Source organism: Streptomyces sp. Rer75 (assembly GCF_013414305.1).
GTDB classification, from domain to species: Bacteria; Actinomycetota; Actinomycetes; order Streptomycetales; family Streptomycetaceae; genus Streptomyces; species Streptomyces himastatinicus.
Genome location: NZ_CP058693.1, coordinates 3496551 through 3511760, shown reverse-complemented (window position 1 = coordinate 3511760; position 15210 = coordinate 3496551). Strand labels below are relative to the sequence as shown.

11 protein-coding genes and 1 pseudogene are annotated in these 15210 nt (G+C 69.6%); 9 read left to right on the top strand and 3 right to left on the bottom strand.

Translation table 11 applies throughout. The features are described 5' to 3' along the window. Positions 1-36: 36 nt before the first annotated feature. The 3 genes from HYQ63_RS14985 to HYQ63_RS14975 form a co-directional block, all read right to left on the bottom strand. The gene (locus tag HYQ63_RS14985; protein WP_179934275.1) at positions 37-891 is read right to left on the bottom strand and encodes a hypothetical protein; all 855 of its coding nucleotides are present in this window, start codon (positions 889-891) and stop codon (positions 37-39) included. A gap of 61 nt (positions 892-952) precedes the next feature. Further along, positions 953-1960, bottom strand: a complete 1008-nt coding sequence (locus HYQ63_RS14980; RefSeq protein ID WP_179934274.1) for a hypothetical protein — start codon at positions 1958-1960, stop codon at positions 953-955. A gap of 31 nt (positions 1961-1991) precedes the next feature. After that, complete coding sequence (locus HYQ63_RS14975; RefSeq protein WP_179934273.1) at positions 1992-2930, bottom strand: hypothetical protein; 939 nt, start codon at positions 2928-2930, stop codon at positions 1992-1994. 121 nt (positions 2931-3051) lie between these two features. Here HYQ63_RS14975 and HYQ63_RS14970 point away from each other — a divergent pair. The 9 genes and pseudogenes from HYQ63_RS14970 to mrdA all read left to right on the top strand — a co-directional run bounded on the left by HYQ63_RS14970 (position 3052) and on the right by mrdA (position 15171). After that, a pseudogene (locus tag HYQ63_RS14970) lies at positions 3052-5636 on the top strand (valine--tRNA ligase). 180 nt (positions 5637-5816) lie between these two features. Next, positions 5817-7280 (top strand): penicillin-binding protein 2, encoded by a 1464-nt coding sequence (locus tag HYQ63_RS14965; RefSeq protein ID WP_179934272.1) that lies wholly within the window; start codon positions 5817-5819, stop codon positions 7278-7280. A 101-nt stretch (positions 7281-7381) separates the two neighbouring features. Further along, positions 7382-8902, top strand: a complete 1521-nt coding sequence (locus tag HYQ63_RS14960; RefSeq protein ID WP_179934271.1) for a folylpolyglutamate synthase/dihydrofolate synthase family protein — start codon at positions 7382-7384, stop codon at positions 8900-8902. Position 8903: 1 nt separating this feature from the next. Next, positions 8904-9257: a DUF4233 domain-containing protein gene (locus HYQ63_RS14955; protein WP_009717936.1), complete on the top strand. Its 354-nt coding sequence runs from the start codon at positions 8904-8906 to the stop codon at positions 9255-9257. An 88-nt stretch (positions 9258-9345) separates the two neighbouring features. Further along, positions 9346-9759, top strand: a complete 414-nt coding sequence (gene ndk, locus HYQ63_RS14950; protein WP_179934270.1) for a nucleoside-diphosphate kinase — start codon at positions 9346-9348, stop codon at positions 9757-9759. Between the two features lie 318 nt (positions 9760-10077). Further along, the gene (locus HYQ63_RS14945; RefSeq protein ID WP_039941926.1) at positions 10078-11097 is read left to right on the top strand and encodes a rod shape-determining protein; all 1020 of its coding nucleotides are present in this window, start codon (positions 10078-10080) and stop codon (positions 11095-11097) included. A 152-nt stretch (positions 11098-11249) separates the two neighbouring features. Then, on the top strand, positions 11250-12191 hold the full coding sequence (gene mreC, locus HYQ63_RS14940) for a rod shape-determining protein MreC (RefSeq protein WP_123104825.1): 942 nt from the start codon (positions 11250-11252) through the stop codon (positions 12189-12191). A 6-nt stretch (positions 12192-12197) separates the two neighbouring features. Further along, on the top strand, positions 12198-12920 hold the full coding sequence (gene mreD, locus HYQ63_RS14935) for a rod shape-determining protein MreD (RefSeq protein WP_179940105.1): 723 nt from the start codon (positions 12198-12200) through the stop codon (positions 12918-12920). Positions 12921-13023: 103 nt separating this feature from the next. Then, positions 13024-15171 (top strand): penicillin-binding protein 2, encoded by a 2148-nt coding sequence (gene mrdA, locus HYQ63_RS14930; protein WP_179934269.1) that lies wholly within the window; start codon positions 13024-13026, stop codon positions 15169-15171. The last annotated feature ends 39 nt before the right edge of the window (positions 15172-15210 follow it).

The following is a 15210-nucleotide window of genomic DNA, read 5'->3' as shown; positions in this document are numbered from 1 at the left end:
TGCACTGGGGCGCCCGCAGGGCGTCCTGCGGGCGGTTCAAGCGGGTTTGCGGGTGTCCTCGTAGATGCCCGCGGTCACCTTCGCGAAGGCTTCCATGTCGACGTCGGACGCGGCGGTGTTCTCCGCGTTGACGTCCAGCACCATCGCCGCGTCCGTCTCCTCCGCCCACGCGCACGCCGGGGCGTAGATCCGGTCGTACATCTTCACGACTTCGCAGTCGATGGCGGGCCCGTCCGCGCCGTCCGGCCGGAATGTCTTGCGCTCCTCCTCGACGGTCGGGGAGCCCTCGCCGTCCTCGAACCCCTTGAACATCTGGTCCCGGACCGTGTCGGGGTTGTTGATCTCCCCGTACATGCCGGAGAACGCGAGCCCCGAGTTCTCGTCGTCGGCGCGCTTGTACTGGCCGAGGACGGAAGTCGCGCCCTCGGGCATGCTGCCCTGCACGCTGGTGCCCTCGTCCTTCAGCTCGTCGGTGCCCTTGGACAGGGTGTACGTGCCGTCGTCGAGCGTCTTGGGGGTGACGAGGCGCATCGGCTCGGGGCCGCTGTCGCCGCCGGACAGCACCATGGCCCCCGTGACGATCGCCCCCACCACCACGAGCCCCGCCGCCGACATCGCGATGATCTTCGTGCGATTGCGGCCCGGCGCGGGCCCGGGCGGCACCGGGTAGCCCGGCCACGCAGCCTGTCCATAGGGACCCGCCTGCTGCGGATAGCCGTACCCCGGCTGGGGTGCCTGCGGATAGCCGTAACCCGGGTTCTGGGCGTACGGGTTGGGCTCCGCGGACGGCTGCTGCCCCCCGCCGTACGGATTGGGCTGGGCGCCCCCGTACGGGCCGGGCCCGCCGCCGCCGTAGGGACCGGGCGGCGGCGGTGGCTGGTTGTGGCTCATGGGTGTAGGGGTATCCCTCCGGACGGTGGGCGGCGTATGGACGGGGGGCGGTGCGGAGCCGCTACTTGGGGATCTCGACGCGGACGTCCTTGCGGACCTTCGCGGTGATGTCCCCGGCCGTGTCGATCGACATGCCCCCACCGGAGATCACGGCGGCGGCGTCGGACACGATCACGAAGCCGACCGTGCTGTGGTCGCCCCACATGCAGATCGGAACGGTGAAGCCCTTGCTGCCCACCCCGCTCGCGCTGGAGCCGGACCCCGGGGTGAACTTGGCGTTCTGGCACTTGATGACGGCGTCGTCCGTCCCGGCGGGGGTCACCTTTTCGGGGCTGCCGACCAGTTCGGCCTTCCCGCCGCTGCTGTCGGTCGACGGGTCCTTGGTGGCCTCCTTCGCCATCTTCGCGAAGGCGCCGTCGACGACCGTCCCGGGGTCCTCCACCTCGCCCCAGACGCCCTTGAACTGCAACTGCTTCACGGACATCCCGGAGCCGGCCTTGTAGTTCGCGCCCGCGCCCTTCGGGTTCTGCACACCGAACTTCTCGAAGTCACTGGTGTCGCTGGAGGTCATCGAGTCGTCGCTGCCCGCCTGCTTGCTGTACTCGGTGGCGACCGTCTGCGGCGTGGTGAGCTTGTACCGCTTGCCGTCGTCGGCGACCTCGTTGCTGCCGCTGTCACTGCTGCTGAACACCATGACGCCGCCGATCACCGCGGCCACCGCGACCACCGCGCCGATGGCTATCGCCAGGCCCTTCTTCTTGGCGCCGCCCTGACCGGGGCCCGGCTGGTACGGCCCCGGCATGCCCGGCTGGCCGTACGGCTGCTGTCCGTAGGGCTGCTGACCGTACGGCGGCTGCTGCGGCTGGCCGTACGGGTTCGGGGGCTGACCGGGCTGGCCGGGCTGCTGCGGATGACCGTAGCCGGACTGCGGCGGCTGTCCGTACGGACCGGGCTGCTGGGGAGGCTGCTGCGGGTAGCCGTAGCCGGGCTGGCCGGCGGCACCGCCTTGTCCGTAAGGACCCGGCTGCTGGGGCTGCTGGCCGTAGGGGCCCGGCTGGTTGTAGCTCATGTTTTTCCCTCGTTAGGTTGTGCTCTTGTAGCTAGTTGTCGATTTCGACGCGTGCGTCCTCACGCACCTTGGCGGTCAGCCCCGCGGCGTCCTCCAGCGACATGCTGCCGCCGAGGACGGCCCCCGCCGGGTCCGCCATCACCGCGACGCCCAGGGTGCTCTTGTCGCCCCAGACGCACGCGGGTGCCTCCATGGATCCCTGATCCGACGTGAACTTCAGGGACTGGCACTTCATGACGTCCCCGTCGAAGCCGTCCGGCGAGAACTCCTGGGGGGTTCCCTTCGCCTGCGCGGTGCCGTTGTCCTGGAGCGCCTTGACGATGACCGCCAGGGCGAGGTCCGCGCCCCGCTTGGGGTCGGTCACCTCGCCCCAGACACCGGTGAACTTCAGCATCTCCTTGCCGTCGGTCTGGTAGTCGGCCGCCACCAGGTGCGGATCCTTGACCACCGGGACCTGCTGGAGGTCCTTCTTGCCCGCGGCCGACAGATCGCCGTCGTCCGTGCCGCTGCCCTGGCGCTGGTACTCCTCCGCGACCGTCTTCGGGGTCGTGAGCTTGTACGGGCCGCTGTCGCCGCCGAACAGCAGGAACCCGCCCGCCGTCAGCGCGCCCACGACCGCCAGCGCGCCCACCGCCATGCCGATGGTGCGGCCCTTGCCGCGGCCACCGGGCGCGGCGGGCGGCGTCGGCTGACCGCCGTAGAAGCCCTGCCCCGGCTGACCCGGCTGCCCCGGCTGCGGGGCCTGCGGGGGCTGCTGGGCGTAGGGGGTCGCCGGGGAGCCGTACGGGCCGCCGCCGTTGTACGGAGGGGGCGCCGCGTAGCCCCCGGGCTGTCCGGGCTGCGCCGGCTGCGGGTGACCGTAGCCGCTGGGCTGGGCATACGGATTCGGCACTGGCGGCTGGCCGGCGCCGTGAGGGCCCGGCTGTGCCCCGTAGGGACCGGGCTGCGGCGGCGGCTGCTGATAGCTCATCGTGCCTCTCCTAGATGCGGCATGACAGGTCCTGAACATCCTTCCCGACGCGCTCCGGCGGCGTTGCGGCGGGGCCGCAACGGGTTCGTAACGGAGTCCGGCGGCCCTTTAGACTGCGGGGGTGACCGAGAACTCTCAGCAGCGCCCCGACAGCGGGCCGAACAGCCACCCTGAACTGCCGACCCAGTACGCGCCGGCCGACGTAGAGGGGCAGCTGTACGAGCGCTGGGTAGAGCGCGGTTACTTCGAGGCGGACGCCAAGAGCGGCAAGGATCCGTACACGGTCGTCATTCCGCCGCCCAACGTGACCGGATCGCTCCACCTGGGCCATGCCTTCGAGCACACGCTCATCGACGCCCTCACCCGCCGGAAGCGGATGCAGGGCCACGAGACGCTGTGGCAGCATGGACCAAGGAGGGCCACTCCCGCCACGACCTGGGCCGCGAGGCGTTCGTCGAGCGCGTGTGGCAGTGGAAGAACGAGTCCGGCGGGCAGATTTCGGGCCAGATGCGGCGGCTGGGCGACGGCGTCGCCTGGAACCGCGAGCGGTTCACCATGGACGACGGGCTGTCCAGGGCCGTCCAGACCATCTTCAAGAAGCTCTACGACGATGAGCTGATCTACCGCGCCGAGCGCATCATCAACTGGTGCCCCCGCTGCCTCACGGCCATCTCCGACATCGAGGTGGAGTACCAGGACGACGACGGTGAGCTGGTCTCGATCCGGTACGGCGAGGGCGACACCGCGATCGTGGTCGCCACGACCCGCGCCGAGACGATGCTCGGCGACACCGCGGTCGCCGTCCACCCCGACGACGACCGCTACCGGCACATGGTCGGCACCGAGATCGAGCTGCCGCTCACCGGCCGCCGCATCCCGGTCGTCGCCGACGAGCACGTCGACCCGGAGTTCGGCACCGGTGCGGTCAAGGTCACCCCGGCCCACGACCCGAACGACTTCGAGATCGGGCAGCGCCACGGCCTGCCGAACCTCAGCGTCATGGACGAGCACGCGGTGATCACCGCGCACGGCCCCTTCCAGGGCCTGGACCGGCTGGAGGCGCGCAGCGCCATCGTCGGCGCCCTGCGCGCCGAGGGCCGGATCGTGGCCGAGAAGCGCCCGTACACCCACTCCGTGGGCCACTGCTCGCGCTGCAAGACCACGATCGAGCCGCGGCTGTCCATGCAGTGGTGGGTCAAGGTCGGCCCGCTGGCCAAGGAGGCGGGCGACGCCGTCCGCGACGGCCGGGTGAAGATCCACCCGGAGGACATGTCGAAGCGCTACTTCGACTGGGTCGACAACCTGCACGACTGGTGCATCTCGCGCCAGTTGTGGTGGGGCCACCGGATCCCGGTCTGGTACGGGCCGAACGGCGAGGTCGTCTGCGTCGGACCGGACGAGGAGCCGCCGAGCGGCGAGGGCTGGACGCAGGACAGTGACGTCCTGGACACATGGTTCTCCTCCGGCCTGTGGCCGTTCTCCACGCTCGGCTGGCCCGAGCAGACCGACAGCCTGGCCAAGTTCTATCCGAACTCGGTCCTGGTCACCGGCTACGACATCCTCTTCTTCTGGGTCGCCCGGATGATGATGTTCGGCCTGTACGCGATGGACGGCACCCCGCCGTTCCACACCATCGCCCTGCACGGGATGGTCCGTGACCAGTTCGGCAAGAAGATGTCCAAGTCCTTCGGGAACGCGGTCAATCCGCTGGACTGGATGGACGCCTACGGCTCCGACGCCGTCCGCTTCACCCTCGCCCGCGGCGCCAACCCCGGCGTGGACGTGCCGATCGGCGAGGACTGGGTCCAGGCGTCCCGTAACTTCGCCAACAAGATCTGGAACGCGACCCGCTTCGCGCTGATGAACGGCGCGACGGTCGAGGGCGAACTGCCCGCCCCCGAGCGGCTGTCGGCCACCGACCGCTGGATCCTGTCGCGGCTGAACGAGGTCGTCGCGGACGTCGACGCGTTCTACGACGACTACCAGTTCGCGAAGCTCTCGGACACGCTCTTCCACTTCGCCTGGGACGAGGTCTTCGACTGGTACGTCGAGCTGTCCAAGACCACCTTCCAGAAGGGCGGCGCGGAGGCCGACGCCTCGCGGCGCGTCCTCGGCGAGGTCCTCGACGTCACGCTGCGGCTGCTGCACCCGGTGGTCCCGTTCGTCACCGAGAAGCTGTGGACCGCGCTCACCGGTCAGGAGTCGGTCGTCATCGCCGACTGGCCGACGGACAGCGGCTTCCGCGACGAGGCCGCCGAGCGGGAGATCGAGAACCTTCAGCAGGTGGTCACCGAGGTCCGCCGGTTCCGCGCCGACCAGGGCCTCCAGCCCGGCCAGAAGGTCCCGGCCCGGCTCGAGCTGTCCGGCACCTCGCTCGCCGCGCACGAGGACGCGATGCGCTCCCTGCTGCGCCTCCAGCCGGCCGGGGAGGGCTTCACCGCCACCGCCTCGCTGCCGGTGGCGGGCGCGACCGTGGCCCTGGACCTGTCCGGCGTGATCGACGTGGAGGCCGAGCGCAAGCGGCTGGCCAAGGATCTCGCCGCGGCGGAGAAGGAGAAGGCGCAGACGACGGCCAAGCTGTCCAACGAAGGGTTCCTGGCCAAGGCGCCCGACCACGTGGTGGAGAAGATCCGCGTCCGGCAGACGACCGCCGAGGCCGACATCGCCAGGATCACCGCGCAGTTGGCGTCCCTGCCCCAGGGCTGACCCCGACCGGTGCCCGAGCGCCCCCGTCCTCCACGGCGGGGGCGCTCCGTACTTCGCGGCTCGGTGTGCGATGTCCCACAGTGGCCCCGGGGGAAGCCCATCCATGGGCTCGGTCGGGAACCCGTAGCCGCCTTCCGGGAGTTATCCACCCGTACGTCCCGGAAGGAGCTCCCCCCTCCCATGAACAAACCGCTGCGGCGCGCTTCGGTCTTCTCCCTGCTGCTCGTGCTGGTCCTGCTCGCCTGGGTCACCTATGTCCAGGTGGTGGAGGGCGGCGGCTTCCGGGACAACTCCCACAACGAACGCACGGCCATCAGTCAGTACGCGAACCCGCTGGGCAACATCATGGCCGGGGGCAAGCCCATCACCGGCTCCGCTGCCACCACCGGCGATCTGAAGTTCAAGCGGACCTATAAGGACGGGAAGGTCTACGCACCGGTCACCGGCTATGCCTCGCAGTCGTACGGCAGCAACCAGCTGGAGGCCCTCGACCGGTCCGTCCTCGACGGTTCCGACACCCGGCTGAAGAACCCCCTCGAGGCGCTCACCCGGGAGCCGTCCAAGCCGGGCGACGTGATGACCACGATCGACCCGGCCGTGCAGAAGGCCGCGTACAAGGGGCTGGGGAACAACACCGGCGCGGCCGTGGCGCTCGACCCGGAGACCGGCAAGGTGCTCGCCCTGGCCAGCACGCCCTCGTACGACCCGAGTGCCTTCTCCGGGTCCGGCACCTCGGACCAGAAGGCATGGCTGAAGCTGACGAAGGACAAGGATCAGCCGATGCTGAACCGGGCGCTGCGCCAGACGTATCCGCCGGGGTCGGCGTTCAAGCTGGTGGTCGCGGCGGCCGCCCTGGAGGACGGGCTGTACTCGTCGGTGGACGAGCCGACCAAGAGCCCGGACCCGTACCGGCTGCCGGGCACGGTCACCGACATGAAGAACGAGAACGCGTCGGCGCCCTGCAAGAACGCGACGATACGCACGGCCCTCCAGTACTCGTGCAATACGGTCTTCGCGAAGATGGCCGTGGACCTGGGCGAGTCCAAGCTGGGCGCCGAGGCCAAGAAGCTGGGCTTCGACGCCTCGGAGCTGGACATCCCGGTGCGCGCCGCGAAGAGCGTGTACCCGAGCGGGATGGACGACTCGCAGACGGCGCTGACCGGCATGGGCCAGTTCGACGTGACCGCGACCCCGCTCCAGATGGCGATGGTCTCCTCGGCGATCGCGAACGACGGCAAGCTGATGAAGCCGTACGAGGTGGACCGTACGACGGACGGGAACGCCAGCGCGCTGGACCGCACCGACCCGGAGACCTTCACCCGGGCGATGTCGGAGTCCACGTCGAAGGAGCTGCGGTCGGCGATGCAGACGGTCGTGCAGAAGGGCACGGGCACCAACGCGAAGATCCCCGGGGTCGCGGTCGGCGGCAAGACCGGCACGGCGCAGCACGGCGAGAACAACAGCGGTAATCCGTTCGCGTGGTTCGTGAGTTACGCGGATGACGGCAGCGGCCACAAGGTCGCGGTCGCGGTGGTGGTCGAGGACAGTGACGCACCGCGCGCGGACATCTCCGGTGGCGGCCTGGCCGGGCCGATCGCCAAGTCGATGATGTCCGCCGCCGTGGGCGGCGGGGCGGCCTCCTGAGGGCCGTCCTGAGGGGCCGTCCGGGCCGTCCTTGAGCGGCCGGTCCGGGACCGCGTGGGCGCTTCCTCGGCCTGTCAGGGGTCACTCGTAGACTGGTCCATGTGAGCGAGCGCCCCCAGAACGAACCGGACGAACAGAACGAACCGGATGAATTCGACGAGATCGTCGGAGCCGAGACCGACCGCGACCCCGATCTGGCGGTGATCGAGGCCGGCAGCCGCACGCTGCGCGCACAGTCCGGCCCGCCGGAGGGCGACGGCATTCCGGCCCGTCCCGCCGACCCCGAGGTGGACCGCGCGCTGCGCGAGGTGGAGGCGGAACTGGCCACGCGATGGGAGGAGACCAAGCTCGACCCCTCGCTGGTGCGCATCGAAGGGCTGCTGGACATCCTCGGCTCGCCGCACCGGGCCTATCCCTCGATCCACATCACCGGGACGAACGGCAAGACCAGCACCGCCCGCATGATCGAGGCGCTGCTGGGCTCCTTCGAGCTGCGCACCGGCCGCTATACCAGCCCGCACGTGCAGTCCATCACCGAGCGGATCAGCCTGGACGGGGCGCCGATCTCCGCCGAGCGGTTCATCGAGACCTACCAGGACATCGCGCCGTACATCGAGATGGTCGACGCCCAGCAGGAGTACCGGCTGTCGTTCTTCGAGGTGCTCACCGGCATGGCGTACGCGGCCTTCGCGGACGCGCCGGTGGACATCGCGGTCGTCGAGGTCGGCATGGGGGGCTCCTGGGACGCCACCAATGTGATCGACTCGGACGTCGCGGTGATCATGCCGATCTCCCTGGACCACACCGACCGGCTCGGCACCACTCCGGAGGAGATCGCGGCCGAGAAGTCCGGGATAGTGAAGCAGGACGCCACGGTGGTGCTCGCGCAGCAGCCCGTGGAGGCCGCGTCCGTGGTGCTCAAGCGCGCCGTCGAGGTGGATGCCACGGTGGCCCGCGAGGGCATGGAGTTCGGGGTGGTCTCCCGTGAGGTGGCGGTCGGCGGCCAGCTGCTGACGCTGCGCGGCCTCGGCGGCGAGTACCCCGAGATCTTCCTCCCGCTGCACGGCGCCCACCAGGCGCACAACGCGGCGGTGGCGCTGGCCGCCGTCGAGGCGTTCTTCGGCGTCGGCTCCCAGCACGCCCGGCCGCTCGACCTGGACACCATCCGTTCCGCCTTCGCCTCGGTCAGCTCGCCTGGTCGTATGGAGGTCGTGCGCCGCAGCCCGACCGTGGTGCTGGACGCCGCGCACAACCCCGGGGGCGCCCGGGCGGCGGCCGAGGCGGTCACCGAGGCGTTCGACTTCAGTCGGCTCATCGGTGTGGTCGGGGCCAGCGATGGCAAGGACGTTCGTGGGTTCTTGGAAGCATTTGAGCCGATTTTCGCCGAAATCGTGGTGACCCGTAATTCCAGCCATCGTGCGATGGACGCGGATGAGTTGGCCGGGCTCGCGGTCGAGGTGTTCGGTTCCGAGCGCGTGCAGGTCGAGCCCCGGCTGGACGACGCCCTGGAGGCCGCGATCACCCTTGCGGAGGAGGAAGGCGAATACGCTGGTGCGGGGGTGCTGGTCACCGGGTCGGTCATCACGGTCGGCGAGGCCCGGCTGCTTCTGGGAAAGGGCTGAAATGCGGACGCTGTGCGCCTCCACTCTGATCGGTGAGTTCTTCGTGATCGGCTTCGCCGGGCTGGTCGCGATGAAGGTGTCCGGCCTGTCGATGGGCACCGTGTGGACGGTCTGCGGCATCGCCATGGCACTGTGTGTACTGCTGTGCGGAATGCTGAGCCGTCCCGGCGCGGTGCAGATCGGCTGGGCCCTCCAGATCGGGCTGGTGCTGAGCGGCTTCGTCGTGACCACCATGTTCTTCCTCGGCGTGGTCTTCGCCGCGCTGTGGTGGGCCTCGGTCCACTTCGGCCGCAAGGTCGACCAGGCGAAGGAGCGGTTCGCCGCGGCCTCCGCCGCCTCGCCTGACGCTGCGTGACGTGGCCGACGATCACCCATGTAGCCTCAGCCGCACAGCTTCACCCGCATGCCAGTTCTTCCATGTCACTGCCAAAGGAGCCCGCACCGTGAGCCAGCGCACGCTCGTCCTTCTCAAGCCCGACGCCGTACGACGCGGACTGGTGGGCGAGATCCTCGGCCGGATCGAGCAGAAGGCGGGCTGGACGATCTCCGCCCTGGAGCTGCGCCGGCTGGGTCGTGAGCTGCTGGAGCAGCACTACGCCGAGCACGTCGGCAAGCCGTTCTACGAGCCCCTGGTCGAGTTCATGTCCTCCGGACCGGCCGTGGCGCTGGTCGTCGAGGGCGAGCGCGTGATCGAGGGCGTCCGGGCGCTGGCCGGCCCGACCGACCCGATCGCCGCGGCGCCCGGTTCCATCCGTGGCGATTTCGGCACCATCGTTCGGGAAAATCTGATCCATGCCTCGGACTCCGAAGAGTCGGCCGAGCGGGAAATCAAGATTTTCTTTCCCGGTCTCGCCTGATCCCACCTGATCTCGGCTTGATCTCACTCTGATCGATCATCAGCTGGTCACACCCCTGCTGACCTGGGGGCGGTCGAATTTCCCGACCGCCCCTTGGCATATGCGAGCCGATCGGGGGAACGCATCTCCGCGACACGACGTCACCATTAGAGGGGGCGGGCTCGTGTTCTGCTGACAATGGCGGAGGACCCCCGCAGCGTGTTCGCGCGGGCGTGACTACGATGAAGCTTCCGCGCTCGCAGCGCACCACATCCTGCCGACCTCAAGCAAGCAATCGCTCCAGCAGGGAAGGCCTGACGTATCCTCATGGGGAACAACATGTCGTTCATCGGCCGTGACATGGCTGTCGACCTCGGGACCGCCAACACGCTGGTGTACGTCAGGGGCCGCGGGATCGTCCTCAACGAGCCATCCGTCGTCGCCATCAACACCAACACCGGCGGAATTCTCGCCGTGGGCGCCGAGGCAAAGAAGATGATCGGCCGCACCCCTGGCAACATCGTCGCCGTGCGTCCGCTCAAGGACGGCGTTATCGCCGACTTCGAGATCACCGAGCGGATGCTTCGGTACTTCATTCTGAAGATCCATAAGCGCCGCTATCTGGCCCGGCCCCGGGTGGTCGTGTGCGTTCCGTCCGGAATCACCGGAGTCGAGCGCCGCGCCGTCATCGAGGCGTCCACTCAGGCGGGCGCCCGCCAGGTGCACATCATCGAAGAACCGATGGCCGCGGCCATCGGTTCCGGTCTCCCGGTCCACGAGGCCACCGGCAACATGGTGGTGGACATCGGCGGCGGCACCACGGAGGTCGCCGTCATCTCGCTCGGCGGCATCGTCACCGCCCAGTCCATCCGGGTGGCCGGCGACGAGCTGGACAACGCGATCATCCAGCACATCAAGAAGGAGTACAGCCTCCTCCTTGGCGAGCGCACCGCCGAGAACATCAAGATCACGATCGGCTCCGCGTTCGAGAGCGAGGAAGAGGAGCACACCGAGATCCGCGGCCGTGACCTGGTCAGCGGGCTCCCCAAGACCGTCGTGATCTCCGCCGCCGAGGTCCGCAAGGCCATGGAGGAGCCGGTCAACTCCATCGTCGACGCGGTCAAGACCACGCTCGACAAGTGCCCGCCGGAGCTGTCCGGCGACGTCATGGACCGCGGCATCGTGCTCACCGGCGGCGGCGCACTGCTCCGCGGCCTCGACGAGCGGCTGCGCCGCGAGACGGGCATGCCCATCCACATCGCCGAGGATCCGCTGGATTCGGTCGCGCTCGGCTCCGGCAAGTGCGTGGAGGAATTCGAGGCGCTCCAGCAGGTGCTGGACGCCCAGCCGCGCAGATGACAACCAGGCGGATCGGCCGTGCGGGCGGTGTGTCGCCCGTACGGCGCATCGGCGGATCCGCTGATATACAGGCATAAGGCTCCTTAAGGACCGGACGGCCACAACGAGATCGGGACCGGTCCGACTTCGACGAGGAAGGCACGTCGCCGCACGTGAGGGACACACGAGAGAGCCGGCTGCTCCTGGTGCTGCTGATCGCCATCGCGTTCGCACTGATCACGGTGGACATCCGCGGCGGCGAGGACTCGCCCCTCGACGGCGCCCGTCAGGCCGCCGCTTCCGCCTTCGGCCCGGTGGAGGACGGCGTCGCGAGCGCCGTCGATCCGGTCGGCAACGCCGTCGCCGCCGTCCGGGACTCCGACGCGCGGCACAACCGGATCAGTCAACTGGAGCAGGAGAACACCAGACTCAGGCAGCGGCTCGGCAGCGACGACCGCAACCGCGCCCGTTCCGTCGAACTCGACAAGCTGCGCCGGGTCGCGGGCACCGGCCAGTACGGCATCAAGGGCGCCGAAGTCATCGGCATCGGCGCCTCCCAGGGCTTCTCCTGGACCGTCACCCTCGACGTCGGCAGCGACGACGGCATCCAGCGCGACCAGACCGTCATCAACGGCGACGGACTCGTCGGCCGGGTCACCACGGTCGGCCCCTCCACCTCCACCGTGCTGCTCGCCATCGACCCCGACTTCACCGTCGGCACCCGGATGGAGAAGTCCAGCGAGCTGGGCTTCGCCACCGGACGCGGCGACCGCTCCCTGCACGTCCAGCTCCTCAACGGCAAGGCCAAGATCAAGAAGGGCGACCGGCTCGTCACCTTCGGCTCCCAGGCCGACAAGCCGTTCGTGCCCGGCGTCCCGGTCGGCAAGGTGGTCCGCGTCGACCCCACCGGCGGCGACCTCACCCGCACCCTCCAGGTGCGCCCCTACGTCCGCTTCAGCAGGCTGGACATCGTCGGCGTGGTCGTCCAGCCGCCGCGCTCCAACCCGCGCGACACCGTGCTGCCGCCCAAGCCCGCCAAACCCAAGCCGGCGCCCACGGTCACCGTCACGGCCACCCCCTCCGCCACCGCCACGAACCCGGCCGACAGGAGCTGACCGATGCTGCGCCTCAACCGTGTCCTCCTGTCCACCGTCCTCGTCGTCGTCGCCCTCGTCGTCCAGATCTGCGTCCTCGCCCGGCTGCAACTCCCCGGCGCCGTCCCCGACCTGCTGCTGCTCGTCGTCCTCGGCCTCGCGCTGGTCTACGGCCACACCAGCGGCGCCCTGGTCGGCTTCGGCGCCGGGCTGCTCGCCGACCTCGCCCCGCCCGCCGACCACGCCGCCGGGCGCTACGCCCTGGTGCTGTGCGTGGTCGGCTATCTGGCGGGGCTCGCCAAGCCCGAGAGCGGCCAGCTCCGGTCCGCCGCCGGGCCGATGGCGGTGGTCGTCGCGGCGGCCATCGGCGCCACGCTGCTGTACGCGGGGGTCGGCATCCTCGTCGGCGACGACGCGGCCCGCCATGTGGGCCTGGGCCAGCTGCTGTTCACGGCCGCCCTCTACGACCTGCTGCTGGCGCCCTTCACGGTGCCGCTGATCATGGGGCTGGCCAGACGCGGGGAGAACGACCGGATGGCCGACAGCACCGGCGGCACCGGCACCGAGGGCGGCACCCGCTGGATCACCTCGGCGGGCAGCGTCCGGGCCGGCCGGATGAGCCGGTTCCGTCGCCCCGGCCGGGCCGCCCGGCTCGGCGGCCAGGGAGGCGGCCTGCTGACGAAGGCGACGAAGCGGACCGGCCGCATCAAGGACGGCCGCATCAAGCTCAAGGGGGTCAAGCGCCTGTGAGCACCGCCCTCCCGCCGACCCCCGCCGCTCTTCCGCCGTCCCCCGCCGCCCTCCGGTCGCCCGCAGCCCTCCCGTCTCCCGCCTCCACCCTCAACGGAGCGCCATGAGCAATATCCCGGAGACCGGACGGACTCCCCGGGTCACCGTCCGCCTCGTCGCCATCCAGATCCTCGTCTTCTCGCTCCTGCTCACCCTCGGCGGACGTCTCTGGTACCTACAGATCCGCAACGGCGACGAATACACCGAAAAGGCCGCCAACAACCACGTCCAGCAGGTCGTCCACCCGGCCGTGCGCGGCTCGATACTGGACGCCCGCGGGGTGCCCCTCGCCGACAACGAGACCCGGCTCGTGGTCTCCGCCAGCCGCACCGCGCTGATGAAGGAGCCCGACGACGGCGAGGCCGTCCTCACCCGGCTCGCGGGCGTCCTCCGCATGAAGCCCAAGGACGTCAAGGACAAGGTCCGGCTGTGCGACGCCGAGACCCCGCAGCCCTGCTGGAACGGCTCCCCGTACCAGCCCATCCCGATCACCGACGAGGCCAGCGCCAAGCAGGCGCTCCAGATCCGCGAGCGCGAAGAGGACTTCCCCGGGATCAGCGCCGAGCCCACCGCCGTGCGCCGCTACGCCGCCCCCGCCGGTTCCAACGCCGCCCAGGTGCTCGGCTACCTCTCGCCGGTCACCGATGAGCAGATCAAGAAGGCCGAGCACACCAAGTCGCCGCTGCTCCGCTCCGACCAGGTCGGCTCCAACGGGCTGGAGAGCGAGTACGACAGCAAGCTGCGCGGCAAGGCCGGGGTGACCCGCTACGAGGTCGACAACCTCGGCCGCGTCATCGGCCAGCGGGAGAGCCAGCAGGCCCGGCCCGGTGACAACGTCGTCACCAGTCTCGACGCGCGCGTCCAGGCGGTCGCGGAGAAAGAGCTGGACCAGGCGATGAAGGACGCCCGCAAGCAGTACGACCGGAACACCGGCCGGAAGTACAAGGCGGACTCCGGCTCGGTCGTCGTCATGGAGGCCAAGACCGGCCGCGTGGTGGCGATGGCGTCCAACCCGGCCTACGACCCCAACGCCTGGGTCGGCGGCATCTCCGGCAAGGACTACAAGAAGCTCACCGGCAAGGACAGCAACTACCCGCTGCTGAACCGGGCGATCCAGGGCCAGGCGGCCCCCGGCTCGATCTTCAAGGTGATCCCGACGACCGCGGCGGTCAACGCCGGGTACGGCTTCGACGGGCCCTACGCCTGCACCAGCTCGTTCAACATCGGCGGCCAGGTCTTCAAGAACTTCGAGTCCGAGAACCACGGCGGGATCAGCCTCGGCCGCGCGCTGGAGGTCTCCTGCGACACCGTCTTCTACCGCCTCGCCTACGAGCAGTGGAAGAAGGACGGCGGCAACAAGCCCAAGAAGCACCCGGGGGACTGGTTCTACAAGACCGCCCATCAGTTCGGCCTCGGCAAGGAGACCGGCGTCGACCTCCCCAACGAGGTCAGCGGCCGGGTCCCGGACCGCCAGTGGAAGAAGGACTTCTGGAAGGCCAACAAGGACGCCTGGTGCAAGAACGGCAAGAAGGACGGGAACTACACCCAGCGGCTCTCCTACGAGAACTGCCTCGAAGGCATGAAGATGCGCGCCGGTGACTCCGTCAACTACTCGATCGGCCAGGGCGACACGCTCGTCACCCCGATCCAGATGGCCACCATCTACGCGGCGATCAGCAACGGCGGCACGCTCTACGACCCGACCGTCGGCAAGGCGATCGTCAGCCCGGACGGCAAGCACATCCAGGAGATCAAGCCCAAGTCCCACGGCAAGCTGCCGATGAAGGGCGACACCCACAAACGGATCGACCAGGCGCTCGCGGGCGTCGCCACCCGGGGCACCGCCGCCTGGCGGTTCCAGGGCTGGCCGCAGGACAAGATCCCGATGCACGCCAAGACCGGTACCGCGGAGGTCTACGGCAAGCAGACCACCTCGTGGTTCGCGACGTACACCAAGGACTACTCGGTCGTCATGACGATCTCGCAGGGCGGCACCGGCTCCGGCGCCTCGGGTCCGGCCGTACGCAAGATCTACAACGCGCTGTACGGGGTCGACGGCAAGGGCAAGATCAACGAGAAGAAGGCGCTGCTGCCCAAGCCGCAGGCCGACCTCCCCAAGATCTCCTCCGACGGCTCGATCGAGGCCCAGCCGGTGGGCAAGCCGTTCGCCCTGCTCGGTGACACCAGGCGGCGTGGAGGTGCGCAGCAGTGAGCGCGTCCACCCACGGCTACTCCGTCCCCCGCTTCACCC

Excerpts from the sequence above, each read along its gene's own strand:
- HYQ63_RS14985 (WP_179934275.1), bottom strand. The coding sequence starts at position 891 with ATGAGCCACAACCAGCCACCGCCGCCGCCCGGTCCCTACGGCGGCGGC.
- HYQ63_RS14980 (WP_179934274.1), bottom strand. The coding sequence starts at position 1,960 with ATGAGCTACAACCAGCCGGGCCCCTACGGCCAGCAGCCCCAGCAGCCG.
- HYQ63_RS14975 (WP_179934273.1), bottom strand. The coding sequence starts at position 2,930 with ATGAGCTATCAGCAGCCGCCGCCGCAGCCCGGTCCCTACGGGGCACAG.
- HYQ63_RS14965 (WP_179934272.1), top strand. The coding sequence starts at position 5,817 with ATGAACAAACCGCTGCGGCGCGCTTCGGTCTTCTCCCTGCTGCTCGTG.
- HYQ63_RS14955 (WP_009717936.1), top strand. The coding sequence starts at position 8,904 with ATGCGGACGCTGTGCGCCTCCACTCTGATCGGTGAGTTCTTCGTGATC.
- HYQ63_RS14945 (WP_039941926.1), top strand. The coding sequence starts at position 10,078 with ATGTCGTTCATCGGCCGTGACATGGCTGTCGACCTCGGGACCGCCAAC.
- mrdA (WP_179934269.1), top strand. The coding sequence starts at position 13,024 with ATGAGCAATATCCCGGAGACCGGACGGACTCCCCGGGTCACCGTCCGC.